Genomic DNA, 19,933 nt, shown 5'->3' with positions numbered 1-19,933 from the left:
TTCGACAGCCAGACCGAATGGAAGACCGCCGGTGGCCATCGCGCGTGACCGCGAGACCGAGCGGCGGCCTTGTCGTCACCACGATTTCGAAAGGGATACCACCAGCGTGCGCCCGAGAGCCGAAGCGTTCGCGGCATCGAACCTCATCCCCGGCGGCAGGGTCGAGTCCGTATTCAAGCTCGGAGGATCCTGGTCCAGAATGTTCTGCGCCGAAACGCGTATGCCGAACCCCCGCAACGGCCCCGCCATATCCGTGATACGGTAGGCTATCTGAGCATCGAACGTGGTCCACGAATTGACTTGCTCGGCGGGACTGGAGATATTGTTGATCTCGCCGGAATTGTGGTTCACCACCAGCGTGGCGCCCCACGGTCCCATGTTCCAGCCCAGCGACGCCCGCATCTTGAACGACGGCGGATTGAATGCCGTGCCGTCTATTTGTTCGCTGGGCGCGCCCGGAATTACCGTTTGCCGGAAGTGCAGCCACGACGCGTCGACCGAACTCGACCAGTCCCCGAATGGCGACGACCAGGCATAGGACACCGCGGCATCGACCCCGCCAATGTTCTGACCGGAAACATTGGCAAGACCATCTTGAACGATCGCATAGACGTTCGCAGGATCGTAGGGGCCGCCGGAATTGTTCACGAATATGGCATTTGCCAGCAACGCTTGCTGGAGGGCGGCGCTCGGATGCAGCGTCACAAAGGGCGCAGCCAGCGGATTGACGAAGGCGGTCAACGGCGACGCCAGTGGATTGGCGATGCGATCGCGATATTGGATCGAATAATAAGTGAGCGTTGTGGAGAGGCCCGGGATGCTGCCGGGATGATACTCGGCGGTGGCGGTCCAGGACTCCGACGTTTCCGACGCCAGCGTTGGGCTCGGCCCCACCCCAAACAAGACCGTCGACCCCGGCGGGGCTTGAAATATGGAGCCGGGGTAGAGACCATAACCGTCGGGCGTATGGAGCTGGTCCAAGGAAGGGGCTCTGAAGGATGTTCCCCAGGTGCCTTTGAGGACCAGGTCGTTCACGGGAGCATAGGCCAAACCGACCTTGGGATTCGTGGTGCCCCCGATTTGATCGTAGTGCTCATAGCGGACGGACATGTCGAGATCGAGGCTGTTTAAGCCGTCCCGATCCGACGATTTGCGCACGAGCGGCACATTCGCCTCGGCGAACGCGTCGAAGATACCCCGGGAAAAGGGGCTTTGAGAATCCTCGACGAGATGCTCGTGCCGGTATCCGAAGCCGCCGGCGATGCGAAGAACGCCGGTCGGGATATCGATGTCGGGCAGCTGGATTTCGACGTCGGCCGACAACTCGGTATTCTGCACGCCTTCGTCGATCGTCGTTGGGGTTGAGCCCAGAATGGTGTCGGTCTCGATATGGTGTTCGTCGTAGCCGGCAACACCGAGATTCACCGCGACGCGACCGCCGACTCCGAACGTGTAGGCGATTTCGCTGTTTGTGCTGAATTGCTCGATGTTGGACGCGATGTTCAGGATGTCGTCATATTGATTGCTCATGTCATCGGTCGTTTTTTTCGAATACAGCCCTTCGAAGCTGAGCGACAGATTGGAGATCGGCTCGTAACTTCCCGACAGAAAGCCGGAATTTCGCTGAATTGCGGGGAAGAGACGAAGCGGCGCCGCCGCTCCCGACGAAAAGGACCGTTGGCTGGCGAGCAACGGATCGTTGTTCGAATACTCGTATGCTGCGACCAAATTGGCGTTGTCGAAATTTTTCCCCACGATCTGGCTGTATTGCTGCTGAAATGCGCCGCCGCCCGTGGGACCGCCGACCGTAACCTCCGAGTCGGCGCCATCGTAGTCTTTCCGCAGCACGACGTTCACGACGCCGGCGACGGCATCCGAGCCGTAAATCGCAGACGAACCGTCCGTGACGATTTCGATATGGTCCACGGCGACCAATGGAATGATGGACAGATCGACATTCTCGCCATAGCCGTCGAATCCCAGGCGGTGACCGTCCACCAATGTCAGCGTCGAATCGCTGCCGATGCCCCGCAGATTGGCCGACGACGCTTCGGATACATTGCTTGCCCCCCCGTTGATGCCGCCCACGCCCACAACACCGGGGTTCTGTCCGCCCGCAAAGTTTTCGGGCAGCGTCTGCAGCACGGCGCCGACGGACGAATAACCGGATGCATCGATGCTCTTGCGATCGATCACGATCAAAGGCGCCGCCGGGCTGACGCCGCGAATGCTCGTGCCGGTAACGACAACGGTTTCAGGGATCGCCGCCGCCCCCTCAGTGGAGGCGGCTTCGGCGTTTTTTGGGTGGATCACGATGCCGTCCGACGCAGTTTCGGTCGCCACGAGATCGGAGCCCGTCAAAAGCCGGCCCATCGCCTGCTCGACAGTATACGTACCGTGCAGGTTCGGCGCGGATTTTCCCGACGTGAGGGTTTCGCTGAAGATGATCTGCTTTCCCGAAACACGCGCGACGTCCTGGAGCGCCGCCGAAAGCGACTCGGACGGAATGTCGAAGCTGTAGCTCGCGCTCTGCGCAACCGATGCGCCAACGCTCGCCGCCATCGCCGCCGCAATTGCCGACGTGCGCAGAAGCCGCCGCCGCACCAAGTCGATCTTCATTGCATTCCCCCTTGCCCGCCCACAAGCGGCCCTCAAGAGGTACATACGAGACGCGCAAGAAAACCCTTATGAAAGTGTCGAATTTTCTTCACGATCTTCTTTTCAGGACGATTTCACCTTGTGCGTCGGTCGTTGCCCGTATCGGCAATCCCTGCGTCACGATATCCAGGAATCCGGCGACGTCGCCCGTGTTGAAAACGCCCGTCACGCGCTCCTCGCCGAGGCCGGGATCGGAAATCACGATCGGGGTTGCACTATAGTGACTGACGCGGGCGACCACTTCCGCCAGCGGCTCGTCGCTGAAGATCAGCTGCCCGGCGGTCCAAGCCGTGGCGCGCTGCACATTCGCGGCTTCAATCCTTGGGGGATGAGCCCTTGTGGCGATCAATTGTTGACCGGCGTGCAACTCGATGGAGGCCGGCGCGCGAGATGGAGAAACGGCAAGCGAGTCTGTCACGATGGCATTTCGGTCTTCATCGAATATCACGACATGCCCCTCTATCAGGGTCACGAGCACTTTCGGCTGAGTCAAATCGATATTAAAGGCCGTTCCGGTTGCGACGATTTTCTGGTTTCCGGCCAACACCGAAAAGGGTCGCTGTACGTCATGCGCCACGTCGAACCGCGCCTGCCCTTTGACGAGATTGAGTTCGCGGGCCGTCCGCGAGTACCGCACCGTGACTTCGCTGTCCGAATCCAGCGAGACATGCGATCCGTCGGCAAGGGTTACGACCCGCCGTTCGCCGAAGGCGGTCGTGTAGTCGTCCGGGGCGCTCAGCCAACGCAAACCACCCCATCCGCCGGCAAGCGCCAGAATCGCCACGGCTGCCGCCGCAGCGAAGCGGCGCCAGTCGAATCTGGCCCGACGCCGGATCATGGTGCGTCTGACCCGGCCAAGAGCGCCCTCGCGCGCCGCGACGATTTCGGGCTCGCGAGCCTGGTCACCCAGAAAATCCCACATCGCAATGGCTTGCGCCCAGGCCGCCGCGTTATCGGCGTCCTTGAGCCAGCCCTCGAATTCGGACGTCGATTGTAGGTCCGCTTCTCTCAGGCGCATTTGCCAGGCCGCCGCTTCCGCGATCCGTTGGGCTTGCAGGGCGATGTCCGCGCGGGTTTGGCTCATAGCGGTTTGCGCCCGAACCGCGCGACCAGAAGGGTCATCGCCTGCATGCAGTATTTCTCGACCGTGGAGAGGCCCATCCCCAAGACGTCCGCAATCTCGCGTTGCTTCATGCCTTCCAGGCGATAGAGAATGAACACGGTCTTGGTCCGCTCCCCGAGTTCGTCGAGACATTTGAGGACCTCCAGCAGGCCCTCTCTGCCAATCAATACGCGCTCGGGCTCGCGATCCTCCAGGAGCTCGTTTGAAATCATTTCCAGAAGTTCGGGTTCGAACGCCGAAAAGGTCTGCATCTTGCGGTAGCCGGCGCTGCGCCTGCGATCTCTGAGAAGATTGACCGCGACGCGAAAAACGTAACCTGAGACCCTGCCCGAACCGGAAAAATTCTCCGACCGGACAAGACGCTCGAAGGTCTCCTGGGTCAGATCCTCTGCGTCGCTCCTGTTTCCGACCCGTCTGATGAAGAAAGCCATCAGGGGGGCGCGGAAGCGAGCGTCCAGCTCCTGAATCAGTTCCTTGTTCGGCCTGGCTTCCGCGGACATTCGCCCTTCCCTTCCACGGGATTTGTATCATTGGCACGGGGCAGACGAAGAGCCGATATTTTGCGCCGATCCGTAGGGGTTTGGAGATCTCTTTCGTATTGTGGCGTGGGCGGACATTCCGCAACCACACGGTTCGCGGCGTGACAGACGCCCGCTCGTCACGACGCTCCATCAGGGACGGTCGCGCGCCCTACGGCAAGCTATCTTTGCTTGGTGGGGATGCAATGGCGCGTCAGGGAGGGGTGCGCATTACGCTGCTCGTCGCAGAGGCTCTCCCATTGCGCGTATTGCGATCTTTTCGCAGCGTCGGGATCTTCAAGTCCGTTGAGCCAGAATTGGAACCAGTCGATCACACGATGCTCGACTGCCACAATCTGCCGAGGGTTTTGCGTGTTGTGTATGGCGTGCTCATAATCGGGGATCGCCCAAAGCTCCACCGGATAGCGCAGATAGTTCAACCGGCTGAACATCTCCCAATAACCCATGAGGGACAGAATGCCGCCGGTCTGCGCATCGATCATCAAGGGCGACTGAATTTTCTCGACATTGAATCCAGGCGCCGATTTAAGCCAAGTCTGCAGACCGGCTCCGAACGGCGGCGCTCCGTTGGAATCGCCATAGGTGCTGTCCCAGCCGAAAAAGCCATCGTTTATATAGCTGGGGTCGTAATTGTCGGCGGCAATCGCCGCGGCATAGGGAAACCGCGAATGTGTCAGGGCATACTCGACGTAATACCCATTTCTGCTGAAGCCGCTGATGCCCACGCGCGTTTTGTCGATCAGGCCGCTCTTGTCGAGCAGTCCAATGACCGTCTCCCAAGTCGCCTGGTTCCGCTCGGCTTCCCGTTCAGGATGCATCTGACGGTCTTTGGAGTGAACGGACGCCTCGACCACGACGAACTGCAGATTGGCGAGCATCTGGGCCACGCTGGGCGCAATGGGTGAAGGCCCCGTTCCGGCATCCCGCAATCCATAGAGACTGAATATGTTTGTCGGATAGGTTCCATAGTCGCTCTGGATGACCAGCGGATAGCGTTGTCCATTCTTATAGTCTGTCGGATAATAGACCGTGGCCTGCCATGCATTGTCCGTCGTCTGACCCGTCAAGTAGCGGACCTTCCCCAATCTGAACCGGCTGACCAAGTCGGGATTGGTGGCCAGCAGCAAGCTTTCCGATCCCTGGCGGTCGCGCGTATGAATTTCGGGCGGACGAACCACGGACTGGCGCACGTCAAAGCCGATCCCGGGCGCGGCGTGTCCGTCCGGTGGAGCACTGACGCGCGTCCATGCAATATCCCTGCGAAAGTAATTCACTTTCAAAGGGCCTCTGGCGTAATCCCGGGTGTCGAGTTCGATGAGGCCCTGCGACAGCCATTTCGCTTGTACATTTTCATCGGGAATCGCAATCGGGAGTCTTTGATACGTGCCGCTGATTGCATCGACGACAGCCGCGGCTTCGCCCGAACGGCCGGCAGGGTCGGCATCCTCGATGGGCAGGTAGGTACCGCTGATCAGGACATGCTTGCTGTCCGGTGCCCACGTCACCTCATCCGTGTCGCGGGGCGGTCTGCGCGGCGCGTTCCACAGCGGCCTTGCCGCAAACGTGTTCATGTCCAGAACATAGAATACTCCGACCTCGCGTGACGCCGAAGTCTGTCGCTTGTCGATCGCGTCCCGGAAGAATGGCTGATATTCGCCGCCATATTTCGACCAGGAGGACGGCGCATCGATTCCAGCGACGCTCACGATCGCGTAGCGGCCGTCGGGGGACAGCTTGACCAGCCCGACAGGTGCAACATCCTGGGCGCGTCCGTCGATATTCAGCGATCGAGGCTTGCACGTGGCGGAGCACTGGAAGAACCAGCTGCTGTTCCAAAACCAGTCAAACGTGTTTGCGCCCGCCAAGCTGCCGTGAACAAGGCCAAAGATGTCCGACGTGCGGGAGACGGCAAAACCGCTGGCAAGAAGACGCCGGGAGGACGCCACGTCCTGCCGCGCCTGGGCCGTATAGAGGATCTGGCCGCGGCCGCCGATCGAGAAGCTTTTGACCTGGCTCGGATGGTGCGTCAGAAACCGCTGCCGCCCAGTCCGGAGATCGACGGCCAGCACCTGGTTGATGCCGGCCGGATCGGACCATATGAAAGCGACCTTGTCGTCGCCAAGCCAAGTCAGCCGCGCGTAATAGGATTGGGAATTCTGGTGCGGCCCGCTGATCGTGTCCTTCGCCCCCAATCCACTCGAGCGAAGCGCAGCAACCGCGCGCAACGGCGAAAGCGTTCCGTCCGCTCCGATTGTGGCGCTGAACATCGTCATGATGAGGCTGTTGGTCCTCAGGTCTCCGCGCACCAGTCTTACGAGAATCCGGCGCCGGTTCGGCGACACCGAAACAGCGCTTGGCCCGGCCGTTAGACCGGTGTCGTCCTCGATGATCCGCGACGTCTCCACGGCGGCCTCCGGCGTCAGCGGCGACACCGCCATGCCGTACCCTTGTCCGGATGCGACCCAAATCCCAACGGCAAATACGAATATCGCCCTCAACCGCCCGCTTGCCATGTTGTCAATACGCCTTCTTGATCCCGAAGGTGACGAACCGCCCGAGCGGACTGGCATTGCCCACGTCGTAGTGGATTCCGCCGACCAGGCCGGCGCCCTGCGCGAAGGGAGGCGGCGTGTCGAAGAGATTTTGAACGCTCGCGTCCAACACGATGCCGCTTGCGAAACCGGACCGATCGTCGAGGCTGTATTGGATGTTCAAATCGACCGTCGTCCATGCGCCGATTGTGTCTTGCGGAACTGCGGACGTGTCCTCATAGCTGTTGGAATAGTTGAGAGCCGTCGTCAGCGCCCAGTTCTGATTCGCCCAACTGAGATCCGCCCTCGCCCTGACATGGAGCGGATTGGAGTAGGTATTTGCCAGGTCGGTCGCCGTGGACCCTTTGGCGAACGCCGTCGAAATCTGATTGATGATCGCTGCATTGGCGTGGGCTATCACATCGCCGCCGCCCAGAGTGAATTGGTATTGTCCGCTTATATCGAAGCCTGATTGAAAGACCGACGCGGCGTTCTGCGTGATCGCGTTGTAAAAGTACCGCACACCCGCTGCCCCCGTGCCCGTTATTTCGTAGTAGGGCACGCCGGCGCTTTGTTCGTTCGCCAAGAAGGCCGCAGCGGCCGCGTCGCTCGGAATTTGCGTGATAAGCGATCCATACACCCCAAGCCGCGTCAGTGCCGTTACGTCAAACGGCGGAGTGATAATCCGATCGACAAAGTGGATGTTGTAATAGTCCATGGACAGTTTGGCGCCCGGAAGGAAATCGGGCGTGACGTCGAAGCCGACATTCAGCGTATTGGCCTTTTCCGGGCCGAGGTTCGGATCGCCGCCTTGCAGCACGAAAACCGGCACCGTGCCGACGCCATTGGGAGCCACAAAGTCGTAGTTGAACAAGGCGAGCGAATAATTGTTCTCGATCAAATCCTGCGGATTGGGGGCGCGGAAGGAGGTGCCGTAAGAGCCGCGAATGTTGACGGCTTGCACCGGTTGCCAGAGCAGTCCCACTTTCGGATTCGTCGTTCCCCCGAAATCCGAATAGTGATCGTACCGGACCGCTGCGGACAGTTCGAGTTTCCTGGCAAAAGGAAGCGCATTCGCTTCGCCGATGAGGGGAATGTAAAACTCGGCAAAGCCCGAGGCCACTTCGCGTGGGATGTCCCCAGGTCCTGAGGCGAAAGAATTATATCGCAGAGTTTCGGAACTATAGGTGGCGCCGAACGCGGCCTTGACGTCGCCACCTGGGAGGCTGAAGAGCGTCCCATCGGCCTTGATCGTCGCCAGCCCGATCCCGTCGGTGTCCGTTTCGCCCGTGTCGGCCAGGGTTGGAACGCCCGGCAACGGATCAAACCGCGAATACGAAATGCCGTCGTGCAGCTGACTGAAGGAGCCCGATAGCTCCACCCGCCAATCGCCAAATGGCCGATATCCGATGGTCCCGCCGATATTGAGCGAATCGTGATCGTCTTTGGATGTGGTGCCTTGGACCGGCAAGCCCGGAAAACCCGTGGCGGTGCTGATCGCCGTCGTCGTGATCTTGTGCGTGACAAGCGCGTCGATCGAGACATCGACATTGTCCAGAATGTCCTGATGGGCGCTGACGATGCCGGAAAACTGGCCAAACGCGGGAAGAATGTCGGTCGGGCGGAAGGCGGTCGCCGTAAAGGCCCTTTCGCTCGACGGTAGCGCCGTCTGGTTTTCATATTCGATGCCGACCAGAACGCCGCCTGTAGACCATGACCTTCCCACGGTCTGATCGATGGTCGTTTCGTTCAGTGATCCGTCCGTGACGGTTCCATAGCGAACGCTCGTCTCGGCGCCGTCATAATCCTTCCGAAGCTTAAAATTGACGACACCGCCGATCGCATCGGAACCATAGATCGCTGATGCTCCATCCGAAACGATCTCGACCCGGTCAATCGCGGCCAAGGGGATGATGGACACGTCGACAGCTTCGCCGCGAGCGCTCCCGGCAATTCTGTTGCCGTCCAACAGGACAAGCGTCGAGTCCGCGCCCAACCCTCTTAGATTGAATCCCGTGGCGCCCGACACATTGAGATTGGCCCTGCTTCCGGCGCCCAATTGTCCGTCCGCCGTGGCGCCGAACTGCCCACCGCCGAAGTTCTGCGGCAAGCTCGCGACAAGTTGTGCCGTATCCGTGTAGCCGGTTCTGGCGATGTCCTTGCTGTCGATGATCATGATGGGGGACGTGGCGTTGATCACGCCGCGGATGTTTGTCCCGGTAACGACGACCGTTTCGACGCCGGAATTGAAGGCCGCCCCATCATTTGAGGCGGCTTGGGCGTTTTTTGGTTGGACCATGATCGCACCCGTCGGCGAGCGCTCGATGACGAGCATCGTTCCGGCGAGCAGATGCGAGAGAGCTTCGTCCGCCGAATAGCTGCCGTGCAGCGCCGCCGCGCTCTTGCCGGCCACAAGGTCGTTCGTGAAAATGATCTGCTGGCCCGACACGCGGGCATATTCGCGCAGCGCCGTCGACAATGGCTCGGCCGGAATATCGAAGGCATAGGTCTGCGCCTGCGCGAGGGCCTGCCCGGTCCACAACGCGACGCAAAGAGTGCCCACCAGTGCCGTGCTTCGCAGCAGTGATCCGCGTATACGATTCTTCGACATTCAAAGCCCTCTTTGAACGGGCCAAACAGCGCCCCTGCGCAAGACCCGTCAGGAAGGAAGACGTTCAGGCTTTGCAAACCCTCCGCGGAATCGTCATCGAACGATCACCCCTTTGTCTTGAGCGCGATGGTGCCGCCATCCTCGGACACGGCCTGCACCGGAAGGTAGTGCGTCACGACGTCCACAAAGCCGTTGATGTCGCCTGTATTGAACACGCCGCTTATCTTGAGGGCGGCCACCTTAGGGTCGTCGATCACAATTGGCGTGTCGGTATACCGGTTGATGCGTGCAACCACGGCTGACAAGGGCTCGTTGTCGAACATCAGCTGACCGGTGGTCCAGGCGGTAACACGCTGGATGTTCGCCCGGGCGATCTCAGGCGGTTTATCGGGAAGAGCCGCCAATTGTTGGCCGGCCTTTAGTTCGACAGAAAGCCGGCGCGATGAAGACATCGTGGAAGCCACCATCGGGTTCGCCGGCTTGTCCTCGTCCAGAACAACGACGTGCCCCTCGATGAGAGTGACAACGACCTTCTTCCCGCCGACGTCGATGTTGAACGCCGTCCCGGTGGCAATGACCTTCTGCTCACCCGCCAGCACCGAGAACGGCCGCTCCACATCGTGGGTGACGTCGAAGCGCGCCTGGCCGCGCAGCAGTTGCAGCTCTCGGGCGTTCTTCGAATAGCGCACGGTTACTTCGCTGTTGGAATCGAGCGACACACGCGATCCGTCGGCCAGCGTGAGTACGCGGCGCTCGCCGAAGGCCGTGGCATAGTCATCCGGGCTCTGCAGCCAGTGGACGGCACCCCAGGCGATCATGCCCAAAACCAACACGGCAGCGATGCCACCGTTTAGACTTCGCCATTTTCGCGGCGGCCGGCGCTGCGCATTTGCGCGGCGGGCATCGCCCAGCGCGGCTTGGCGCGCCCGGACCAGCTCCGGTGCGCTCGCCTGCTCGCCGAAATAGTCCCAGGAAGCGATGATGCGAGCCCAAGCTTCGGAGCAGCCCGGTTCGGCCAACCAAGCCTCGAAATCGGCCGTCGTCTCCGCGTCGATCTCTGCGAGATGCATCCGCCAGGCCGCGGCCTCTGCGAGCCGCACGCTGTCGATGTCTGGAATCTCGCCCGCGTCGCTCATGGCGCTCTCGACCCGAAGCGTTTCGCCAGATGCAACATCGCCTGCATGACATGCTTCTCCACGGTCGAGACGCCGATGCCGTACAAGGCTGCAATGTCCTTTTGCTTCATGCCTTCAAGCCGAAACAGGATGAAGATGGATTTGGTGCGCTCGCCGAGTTCATCAAGGTTTCTGAGCACCTCGACCAAGCTTTCCCTGCCTATCAAGACGCGTTCGGGACCGCGATCCTCCACGAATTGGCGGGCGAATTGATCGATTGTTTGCGGATCGACGGGAGAATGGGGATGTTTCTTCCAACGAACCGCCGTCCGCGCTCGGTCGCGCAGCAGATTGCTCGCGACCCGAAAGACATAGGCGTTGGCCTGTTCGGCCTGCTCGAAGGAGTGCGACCCAATCAGCCGAACAAAGGTCTCCTGGGTCAGGTCCTCGGCTTCGCTGCGATTGCCGACGCGCCGCAGGAAAAACGCCATCAGGGGCGCGCGAAATCGTGCATCCAGCTCCGCCAGAAGCGCCTTGGGATCTTGGGTTTGACCGTTTGCTGACATCGCTGGGACTTTGGACCGGCCGGCAATTTAACATGACAGCCCTGCCTTCCTCGCGCGGGAAATTTCGTGCGGACCTTGGAGGGTTTTGGCACGCCAGACGTCTTGTGGCTGCGCAGCGGACGGTAAACTCCCACCGGTTCGACAGGTCTGGGGCGGACTCGAACTGTGGCCCGTCCTGACAATTCCTCAGTGCTTGTTCGCATAGGGAATTACGCCCCTGCTTCGTCTTAAGGAGGCGGGTTGCTTGAAACACGGCCCGCAAGACTACTCCCTTGGACAGGGGCCGTCGGCGCGCATTGACGACGGCCCCTGCGCCATTGGAGCCGGGGTCCGAGAGTTGCGAACACGTCACTGCGGCGACGCGCGGCATAATTGGGGGTGATGTTGGGCAGTTCACACGGCGGCGCCGGGCTGCCGGTCACGATCGAAGACATCCGCCGCGCGGCCGCCGCTATCCAGGGTGCGGTCGAGCGGACACCAGCCAAGTATTCGCTGACGCTATCTACTACCGCCGGCGCGGATCTGTACCTCAAATTCGAGAACTTTCAATTCACCGCCTCGTTCAAGGAACGCGGCGCGCTCAACAAACTGCTGGCCTTGAACTTGAGCCGGCGCGCCCTTGGCGTCGTCGCGATGAGCGCGGGCAATCACGCCCAGGGGTTAGCCTACCACGCAGGCCGGCTCGGCATCCGGGCCACCATCGTCATGCCCGAAGGTACGCCCTTCAACAAGATCAAGCACACCAAGGATTTCGGCGCCGACGTTATCATCGAAGGCGCCACGCTGAGCGAAGCTGCGAAGGTCGCGCAACACTTCGCGGCGCGGGACGGGATGACCTTCGTTCATCCCTATGACGATCCGCTGGTGATCGCCGGCCAGGGCACGCTGGCGCTCGAATTTCTGGGCGACCTGCCGCATCTGGACGCGCTGGTCGTGCCCGTCGGCGGCGGCGGCCTTATTTCCGGCGTGGCGATCGCGGCCAAGGCCTTGAAGCCCGAGATCGAGATCTACGGCGTGCAAACGCGGGCTTACCCCTCCATGACTCATGCCGTTCTGGACACGAGCCCGCAATTCGGTGGCCAAACCATCGCGGAAGGCATTGCGGTCAAGACTCCCGGCGTCCTCGCGCAGCAAATCGTGCGTGCTCTGGTGAAGGACATCCTGCTGGTCGATGAGCCTCAAATCGAATCCGCCCTCGTCCGGATTCTCGAGGTCGAGAAGGTCGTGGTGGAGGGCGCTGCCGCCGCCGGATTGGCGGCCGTTCTCGCCCATCCCAAGCTGTTCGCCGGCAAGAAGGTGGGGTTGATCCTGACCGGCGGCAATATCGACATGCGCCTGCTTATCAATGTGATCCTGCGCGAACTCACCCGCGAAGGCCGCATCCAATCGATCCAAATCGCCATCGAAGACCGCCCGGGCTTCCTGGCCAAGATAGCGGCCGTCGTCAGCGAGGCCGGCGGAAACATCATCGATGTTCATCATGACCGGATGTCGGCCGAACTTTCCGCCAAATCGGCCACGCTCGGGCTCAGCTTCGAAGCCCGTGACGCGGCGCATGCGGTCGACATTCGCGGTCGCCTGGAACATGCCGGCTACGTGATTCAAGGCAAGACGCCCGGCGAGCGCACAACGGCGCGGCTCTACCGTGACTAAGTTCGACGTGGATCCTGCCGGCGCGACGCTTCCAACGATCTACCCATCGGCGCGGAGCACCCATGTCCAAATCCCATGACACCACCAACAGGTGCCACGACCTCGACACCATCGATGCGCGGATCCTGCAAGCGCTGCAGGCGAACGGCCGGACGAGCAATGTGCAGTTGGCCGAATTCGCCGGCGTCACGCCACCGCCGTCCCTGCGGCGTACACATGCGCTGGAAGAACGCGGATTCATCCGCGGCTATCACGCGGTGCTCGATGCCAAGAAGCTGGGCTACAACGTCCTGGCCTTCGTGTTCGTCGGCCTCGCCTCCCAATCCGATCGCGGGATCAAGGCGTTCGAGCAAAAGGTACAAAGCTGGCCGCTGGTGCGCGAATGCTGTGCGCTCTCGGGCGAGACCGACTTCCTACTCAAATGCGTGGCTCGGAATATCACCCAACTTCAGGCCTTCGTCACCCAATCCCTCATGACCACCCCCAATGTCGAGACCGTCAAAACCGCTTTTGCCATCCATATCAGCAAGAACGAACCCTCCGTGCCGCTGGCCCCGGCGCAGTCGCCTGCTTCACGCGCGACACCGCGCCAGTTGCAGTTGCCGCCGCTGCCGCGACGAGGCGCAGCGTCCTGAACCTTGGCATATTCAGCACGGCACTGCTGTCGCTGACCACCATGCGGGCGCGCGCCGCGCCTCTCGGCGATCCGACACCGTCTCGGCAAAGCCTCAATGTTCTATCGAGAAGTTGGCGCGAGCGCGTTCCGTGCGAAGTGCGCTCCACCGTGCGAATTGCGCGCGCTTTTCCGGATCTGGATCGACATATCCGGTGAGCCAGAACCGAAACCAATCGACAAATCTCGTATTCCGCACAAGGCGGTGCAGCGGTTGCCAAAATTGATGACCTTCGTCCGCAAACGCGTACATTTCTACGGGCTTGTGAAGCATCCGAAGCCGATAGAGATACTCAATGGAGAAGCGGAACTCGCTCTCGTCGGTCTGGATGAGCAAGGCCGAGTTCATTCGAGAAGCATTCAAGGCCGGAGACACAAGGTCGTAGAAAGCCTTGCTATCGGGTCCGGGCAACGGAACGCCATAAAGATTGTGGAGGTAGTCGCCTATCGCGCCGCTCGGGAAGTAATAGGTGAATGGATCGGTGAAGCTCCCATGTCCTGCACCGCCGACCAAAAAATGCGTTGAATGTGTCAACGCATATTGAACGGCCTCCCCTGTGAAACTGAGCCCGCTCACGCCAATGCGCTTGGGATCGATCAGCTTCTGCGCAACCAGAAGGTCCGATGCGCTCTCCCAAGCATCCAAGGCCGTTTGCAGGTTGGCCGCTTGGCCCCTCGGGATGGTTCCAGAGGGGTGCGGCTGCTCCACATACCGCTTATCAGCATTCACGCAGAGAGACGCAATTCCATATCGTGCAAGCACGTGCTCCGGAACGTTCGCGCCGATACCGCCTCGCAGAAATCCTGCGCAACGATAACTCGTAATCACAAGGGGGCGGGTTGTATCCGATTTGCCTTGCGGAAGAACGAGGACCCCGGTCTGCTGACGCTTCCAGCGATCGAGCCAGCGCAGATAGCGTATTGAACCAAATCTCTTCGCCCGGAGAGCCTGGTTCGGGTCGAGCACCGTTCGCCATTGCCCGCTGATCAGATCTATCGAAATCAGGCGTGGCGGCTCGGCCGCCGCTGCGTATGTGCAGAGCGCCTGCCGGGCCGTGATCGCGCAGCCGACGGCGTGAAATCTATCGGACCCGCCCTCGGCCCCTATCAGGCCAGGAGATTGGAATATGGCATGCACGTTGCCGGAGCGTGTGTCCCACGACTGCAGTGTGGTTGAGCCGCCTGGCGTTTCCGTCACGAAAAGCACGTTGTTCGAATGCGGCTGCCAAGCGACGCTCTGGGTCGCGAGCATCACGTCATCGGAGAACGCACATTCCGTTTTGTCGCAAATCGCTATGTTGCGGTTTGAGCCCACAGACCTCAGGGCGAGCCTTAATGCTTTCGCCGAATGCGCGTTTGGAAGCGGGAATTCCACTATACGCCGGTCGCCGGAGACCGCGGCCGGCTCTATCGCATTGTCCGGCGCGTAGCCGGATCCCGGAGGCGGGCAATAAGCGGACACCTCTTCGGAGGTGGGAACACGGACTTTTCCGTCGGCCATATCGACGACGCGACACTTCGTGTTCGCCTTGCCGTTCAGCAGCGGACGCTCTCCGGCCAAGGAGTCGCGCATCGTCGTCATTCGACCCAGATAGGGCAAATTGCCTTCCAATTGCGACGCGACATTGACATTCTGGGTGATCAGCACGCCATTCGCATACTCGCTATGCTCGGCTGCTTTAATCTCCGCCCGGCTCGAACCAGCCAAATAAAAGAGCTGCGTGCAGCCAGGGTCTAATCGAAACGAGAGGACGTTGGCGTCATCGTGCGTGACTTTCCTGAGACGACCGTTTCGGTCGGCTGTCCACACAGCCAATTCCTCGCCATGCAGCGCGCGGAAATAGACGGAACTTCCGCACCAGACGGCCCGGGTCGGATTTGGACCGTATGTGTCCCACATGGGGTTGCCCCCATCGACGGTAATCGGACGAGATACATCATCAAGAGAAATCAGATGCCACGTCGCCGACGCGCTGTTCGTTGCGACATCCGGACGATCGACTCTGACGGCCGCGAACCTTCCATCGGCCGAGGCGGACAGTCCCGACAGATCGGCGACTTGAATGATGTCTCGGACCGTGACCTCAAGACCGTTTGCCGCGTCCATCGCGGCGTCCGCGGCGTGGCTTGGTCGCACGCTGGAGAACATCGACGCTGCCGACAAAATCACCGCCAGCGCCACAGCGAATCCGTGCCGGGTTGCCATACGCTCACCAATTCTTCTGGAATTGAATCGCCAGAGTCCGGCCTACGATGCTGGCATTTGTGGGGTCGTAGGTGGGATAGCCTTGGCCGACTGTGGCCCGGACAAAAGGCGGCGATTGATCGAACAAATTATTGGCGACGACTCCGATCGTCGTGTTCGAGAGAAGTCCGCTCCCGGTTTCGATCTTGTAGGCCAGCACAAGGTCAACCGTCGTGAGCGAACTGACATCGACCGTCGGCACGAAGCGGCCATCCTTGAAGCTGTCGGTGTAATTTATGAACGCATTCGCTCGCCAGGGGCCGTATGAATACAGCGCACCCCCGCGCAGCCGGTAGCTTGGCGGGAAGAAGACGGTTCCCGCTTCGTCGATTTCCGGCGCGCCCTTTTGCACACTGATGTCGAACTTGGTGAAATAGGTGCCCTCGAGTGTAACCTGCAAGGCTCCGGCGTCACCGATATCCGGGTTGATCGATGTGTTGAAATCGAAGCCCGATACCTTGTTGCTTGCCAAGTTGGTCAGCCGATCATCGACAACGACCACAGTGCTCGGATCGAATGCCATCGAATAGAAAGGGTAATATTTTGGCGATGATGTAAGGCTCGCGACATAGGCAGGCGAGGGATTTCGAGTCAGGAATGGCTGAATTGGCGGATAATTGAGACCGCCATACACTTCAGCCGCGGGATCCGGTGAAGAAATCCTGTCGGTGAAATCCACATCGAAGTATTCGACGTGCGCCTGAAAGCCAAAAAATGAGCCCGTCACCAGGTCGGCGCCGAACGATAAGCTTCTTGCTTTCTCCGGTTTGAGGTCGGGATTTCCGCCGCCCAAATCGATGATATTCGACATGCCTGACGGCACGGCGGGGTCGGGTACGGTGACTCCGATATAGTAGGCTTCCACCTGGTTCAGTTCCGCAAAAGACGGCGCTCTGAACGACGTTGAATAGTTACCTCTGAATTTCAGAACGCTGTCGACTTGCCAGACGACTCCAATTTTTGGATTCGTGGTGCCGCCAAAGTCGCTATAATGGTCGTAACGCGCGGCAGCGCTCAATTCGAGTGATTGAACAAACGGGATATGCTGAGCGCTCGAAAGAAGAGGGATCGCGAGCTCGCCGAACGCCGCATATATTGTGCGAGAGAGGCGATACGAGCCTATTCCGATAGGGCTTCCGTTTGAAACACCGGTTTCGGCCCGATAATCAAGCCCAAATGCCGCCTTAACGGCGCCGGCTGGCACGTCGAACAAACTTCCGTCGGCGGTTATGTTCGCCGCATAATCCGTTTCCCGATACGGAATTTGATATTGTTCCGAATGGTCGCTGCGCGTTACCGCGTCATCCAAACTGTTGAATGCGAACTGGCCGACGCCTTTGACATGCCAGTCCCCTTCCAACGCCGCATTGAAACCCGCATTGCCGACGAACTGCCGGTTCTCGCGCGCAGCACGGTCCACCACGGCTCCGTAACCGGCGGAGCTTGTCGCCACCAATAGTCGGTCCGTGTAGAGGGCCTCCGCAAACAGCTCCGTGTCCGGTACGATGTCGAAATAGACATTTGCATATCCCGAATGCGCCCTCCCGCTCGGGTAGGCTGTCGCGGGTCCCGTTGATAGCGCGGCTGTTGCTTCACGATCGCTCGCCTTGATCGCGGTATTGTCGTCGTATTGGTACGCCGTGAAAAAGCTTCCGCCATCGAACGTCTTCCCGAATGCTTGGGCGAGCTGCACCTGATCCAGCCCCCCGGATGTCGCTTGGCCATATCGGGCGGTTGTTTCCGCGCCATCGAAGTCTCTTCTGGTCACGATGTTCACGACGCCGGCAACGGCATCTGCGCCGTAAATTGGCGACGCACCGTCTCGCAGGACGTCAATGCGATCGATCGCGATGACCGGGATCATCGAAATATCGACCGACACCCCTTGCGAACCCATCGGAAGATGATTGCCGTCAAGGACGGTGAGGGTGGACGATGCGCCCAGAGCGTGAATATTGGCACTGGAGGCGCCGCCTCGGTTTTGCTGTGAATTTCCCAGCCCGCCAGCCTGGTTTACGGCCTCGACATTGATATCGCCTTCAAAATTCGACGGGAGGGCCGCCAAGGCTCCCTGCAAAGTATTTGTCCCTTGCGCCTGAAGTGTACCCCTGTCGAGGACGGTTATTGGCGAGGACTGAGCGTTTGCGTCGCGAAGATGCGTGCCGGTCACGACGACCGTTTCGACATCGTTGGTGCCTCCCGCCTCATTTGAGGCGGCTTCGACGTTTTTTGAGCGGACCATCAGAACGCCGGATCGGCTGACGTCGGCGCGCAGGTCTGTTCCTTGCAGAAGAAGGGCCAACGCCTGGTCGCGTGTATAGCTGCCACGCAAGGCCGGCGCGCTGCGTTCGCCGACGACATCGTCGGAGAACACGATCTGCTGCGAGGATGCGGCGGAGAAATCTTTCAACGCCTGGCCGAGCTTTTCTGCCGGAATATCGAACTGATAGACTGGTGCCGACTGAGCCAGCGCACCGCTTGCACCAGCCAACAGCAGCGCACTTGCCAGCGCAGACGACAACAGCAATGCCCCGCGGCATTCTCGAGTACGCATATAACAGCCCCCAACGTGATCCCACCGGCGCGATGCGCGCTCAGCCCACATAGGGGAGTACGACCGACCTCTAAAAATCCTCAGCGGGATTTTCGCATTTCCTTCATGTGCGTCACGAGCGCTTCTGCAAAACGATCTGATCGTCCGCCGACGTTGTCGCCTGAACGGGGAAATAACTGGTAATGGCATCCACAAAGGAGCCGACATCGCCCGCGTTGAAAACACCGCTGACCCGTAGCGCGGCCACAGCCGGATCGACGATCAGCGGCTTGTTGGTATAGCGGTTCATGCGCTCGACGGCCTCGCCGAGCGGTTCATTGTCCAAGATAAGACGGCCGCTCTCCCAGGCCGTTGCCACCGGAAGGCTGGCAGGCGCTATCATGGGCTTGGCATTATGCGCCACGACCAATTCCTGACCCGCGGCAAGCGCGATCGGCCTCGGCGGTGCCGCCGCGACGGACGCAACCATCCCCGCGGCGGTCTTCACGACGACATGACCCTCGATCAGAGTCACCAGAACCTTCTCACCGAGCCGTTCGATATTGAACGAGGTACCGACGGCGACGACGGTTTCCTTTCCCGCAGTGACGGTAAAGGGCCGGTTGATGTCATGGGCGACATCGAACCGCGCCCTGCCCCGCACCAGCACCAAGGTGCGAGCGGCCTTGCTATAGTCGACCGACACGGCGGTGTCGGAGTCCAGCGACAGCCGTGAGCCGTCGTCCAACGTCACCACACGGCGCTCGCCCACGCCGGTTTGATAGTCTGTGGACGTGAACCAGTACCAAGACAACCCGATGCCGGCGAACAGGCAGACGAACAGCATGGCGGCGATGGCGCCGAAGCGACGGTTGCGCGGCACGAAGCGCTGCAGCGAGGCGCGGCGTGCGCGGTCAAGCGCGTCGCGGCGGATGGCGATCAGTTCGGCGGCCGCTTGGTGATCTTCGAATTCGTCCCAAGTTGTACAGACGCTGGCATAGGCCTCCAGGTTTGCCGGTTCGCCGAGCCATGCAAGGAAATCGCCTGTCTGCGAGACTTGCTCATCGGCCTCGATACGCACGCGCCAGGCGCCGGCCGCTTCGAGGCGCGCCGACTTCGTGTCGGGTATGGAGACGATCCGTGTCACGGCCGTTCGAACCTTTCGGTGAGATAAGCGACGGCCTTGGCAAGGTGTTTCTCGACCGCGCTGTGGGACAGGCCGTAAAGACCTGCAATTTCATGTTGCTTCATCTTCTCGATCCGGTAGAGAACGAAGATGTCGCGGGTCCTTTGGCTGAGGCCGTCCAGCGCGGTCAAGACGCTCTTCAAGGTCTGCCTACCAGCTAGTACGCGTTCGGGGCTGATTTCCTCAATTAGTTGTGGGATCACGGCGTCGGCTGGGTCGCCAAAATCGGCGCGCGTCTCGGTCTTGCGGATGGCGCTCAGTCGGGCGCGATCGCGCAAGAGATTGGCGGCCGCGGTAAAGACATAGGATTTTGCGCGCTCGATATCGATGGCGTCGCCCTGGCGTAGGACCCGCAGGAAGACTTCCTGAGTCATGTCCTCCGCCTCGGCGCGGTTGCCGACGCGTTTGAGAAAATAGGCAATCAGGGGCAGACGGAAATTGCGGTCGAGCTCGGTGCGAAAGCGCGCGGCGGCAAGATCCGGCTGTTCCAAGGGCGGCAC

At 60.5% G+C, this 19,933-nt stretch carries 13 protein-coding genes; 2 read left to right on the top strand and 11 right to left on the bottom strand.

The features are described 5' to 3' along the window. Positions 1–75: 75 nt before the first annotated feature. From WDM86_02990 to WDM86_02960, 7 genes are all read right to left on the bottom strand, one after another. Positions 76–2,619 carry a TonB-dependent receptor gene (locus WDM86_02990; GenBank protein ID MEI9988981.1) on the bottom strand — a complete coding sequence of 848 codons (2,544 nt, stop codon included), beginning with the start codon at positions 2,617–2,619 and terminating at the stop codon, positions 76–78. An 88-nt stretch (positions 2,620–2,707) separates the two neighbouring features. Further along, entirely contained in the window at positions 2,708–3,742 is a 1,035-nt protein-coding gene (locus tag WDM86_02985) for a FecR domain-containing protein (protein ID MEI9988980.1), read from the bottom strand. Continuing rightward, the gene (locus WDM86_02980; protein MEI9988979.1) at positions 3,739–4,281 is read right to left on the bottom strand and encodes a sigma-70 family RNA polymerase sigma factor; all 543 of its coding nucleotides are present in this window, start codon (positions 4,279–4,281) and stop codon (positions 3,739–3,741) included. Before WDM86_02980 ends, WDM86_02985 begins: the two co-directional genes overlap by 4 nt. Before the next feature lie 200 nt (positions 4,282–4,481). Beyond that, positions 4,482–6,758 (bottom strand): hypothetical protein, encoded by a 2,277-nt coding sequence (locus tag WDM86_02975; GenBank protein ID MEI9988978.1) that lies wholly within the window; start codon positions 6,756–6,758, stop codon positions 4,482–4,484. Between the two features lie 79 nt (positions 6,759–6,837). Further along, positions 6,838–9,462 carry a TonB-dependent receptor gene (locus WDM86_02970; protein MEI9988977.1) on the bottom strand — a complete coding sequence of 875 codons (2,625 nt, stop codon included), beginning with the start codon at positions 9,460–9,462 and terminating at the stop codon, positions 6,838–6,840. 104 nt (positions 9,463–9,566) lie between these two features. Beyond that, positions 9,567–10,598, bottom strand: a complete 1,032-nt coding sequence (locus WDM86_02965; protein ID MEI9988976.1) for a FecR domain-containing protein — start codon at positions 10,596–10,598, stop codon at positions 9,567–9,569. Continuing rightward, positions 10,595–11,143, bottom strand: a complete 549-nt coding sequence (locus tag WDM86_02960; protein ID MEI9988975.1) for a sigma-70 family RNA polymerase sigma factor — start codon at positions 11,141–11,143, stop codon at positions 10,595–10,597. The genes WDM86_02965 and WDM86_02960 overlap by 4 nt, the downstream gene beginning before the upstream one ends. Before the next feature lie 384 nt (positions 11,144–11,527). On the opposite strand from WDM86_02960, the gene WDM86_02955 reads away from it, so the two are divergent. Continuing rightward, positions 11,528–12,796, top strand: a complete 1,269-nt coding sequence (locus WDM86_02955) for a threonine ammonia-lyase (protein ID MEI9988974.1) — start codon at positions 11,528–11,530, stop codon at positions 12,794–12,796. 62 nt (positions 12,797–12,858) lie between these two features. After that, the gene (locus tag WDM86_02950; GenBank protein ID MEI9988973.1) at positions 12,859–13,431 is read left to right on the top strand and encodes an Lrp/AsnC family transcriptional regulator; all 573 of its coding nucleotides are present in this window, start codon (positions 12,859–12,861) and stop codon (positions 13,429–13,431) included. A 93-nt stretch (positions 13,432–13,524) separates the two neighbouring features. Here the strand turns inward: WDM86_02950 and WDM86_02945 are convergent, their stop codons facing one another. The 4 genes from WDM86_02945 to WDM86_02930 all read right to left on the bottom strand — a co-directional run bounded on the left by WDM86_02945 (position 13,525) and on the right by WDM86_02930 (position 19,924). Continuing rightward, positions 13,525–15,651: an Atxe2 family lasso peptide isopeptidase gene (locus WDM86_02945; protein MEI9988972.1), complete on the bottom strand. Its 2,127-nt coding sequence runs from the start codon at positions 15,649–15,651 to the stop codon at positions 13,525–13,527. A gap of 28 nt (positions 15,652–15,679) precedes the next feature. Continuing rightward, positions 15,680–18,235 (bottom strand): TonB-dependent receptor, encoded by a 2,556-nt coding sequence (locus WDM86_02940; GenBank protein ID MEI9988971.1) that lies wholly within the window; start codon positions 18,233–18,235, stop codon positions 15,680–15,682. A 145-nt stretch (positions 18,236–18,380) separates the two neighbouring features. Continuing rightward, complete coding sequence (locus WDM86_02935; GenBank protein ID MEI9988970.1) at positions 18,381–19,394, bottom strand: FecR domain-containing protein; 1,014 nt, start codon at positions 19,392–19,394, stop codon at positions 18,381–18,383. Next, positions 19,391–19,924: a sigma-70 family RNA polymerase sigma factor gene (locus WDM86_02930; GenBank protein ID MEI9988969.1), complete on the bottom strand. Its 534-nt coding sequence runs from the start codon at positions 19,922–19,924 to the stop codon at positions 19,391–19,393. Before WDM86_02930 ends, WDM86_02935 begins: the two co-directional genes overlap by 4 nt. Positions 19,925–19,933 lie beyond the last annotated feature (9 nt).

Origin of the sequence: Rhizomicrobium sp., from assembly GCA_037200045.1 — a bacterium.
Classification (GTDB): Bacteria; Pseudomonadota; Alphaproteobacteria; order Micropepsales; family Micropepsaceae; genus Rhizomicrobium.
Note: the sequence above shows the minus strand (reverse complement) of the source record. Positions and strands in the feature narration are given on the sequence as shown.

What these genes read in the sequence shown, in the direction of transcription:
- WDM86_02970 (MEI9988977.1), bottom strand. Translation starts at nt 9,462, where the DNA reads ATGTCGAAGAATCGTATACGCGGATCACTGCTGCGAAGCACGGCACTG.
- WDM86_02985 (MEI9988980.1), bottom strand. Translation starts at nt 3,742, where the DNA reads ATGAGCCAAACCCGCGCGGACATCGCCCTGCAAGCCCAACGGATCGCG.
- WDM86_02965 (MEI9988976.1), bottom strand. Translation starts at nt 10,598, where the DNA reads ATGAGCGACGCGGGCGAGATTCCAGACATCGACAGCGTGCGGCTCGCA.
- WDM86_02980 (MEI9988979.1), bottom strand. Translation starts at nt 4,281, where the DNA reads ATGTCCGCGGAAGCCAGGCCGAACAAGGAACTGATTCAGGAGCTGGAC.
- WDM86_02960 (MEI9988975.1), bottom strand. Translation starts at nt 11,143, where the DNA reads ATGTCAGCAAACGGTCAAACCCAAGATCCCAAGGCGCTTCTGGCGGAG.
- WDM86_02950 (MEI9988973.1), top strand. Translation starts at nt 12,859, where the DNA reads ATGTCCAAATCCCATGACACCACCAACAGGTGCCACGACCTCGACACC.
- WDM86_02975 (MEI9988978.1), bottom strand. Translation starts at nt 6,758, where the DNA reads ATGGCGGTGTCGCCGCTGACGCCGGAGGCCGCCGTGGAGACGTCGCGG.
- WDM86_02990 (MEI9988981.1), bottom strand. Translation starts at nt 2,619, where the DNA reads ATGAAGATCGACTTGGTGCGGCGGCGGCTTCTGCGCACGTCGGCAATT.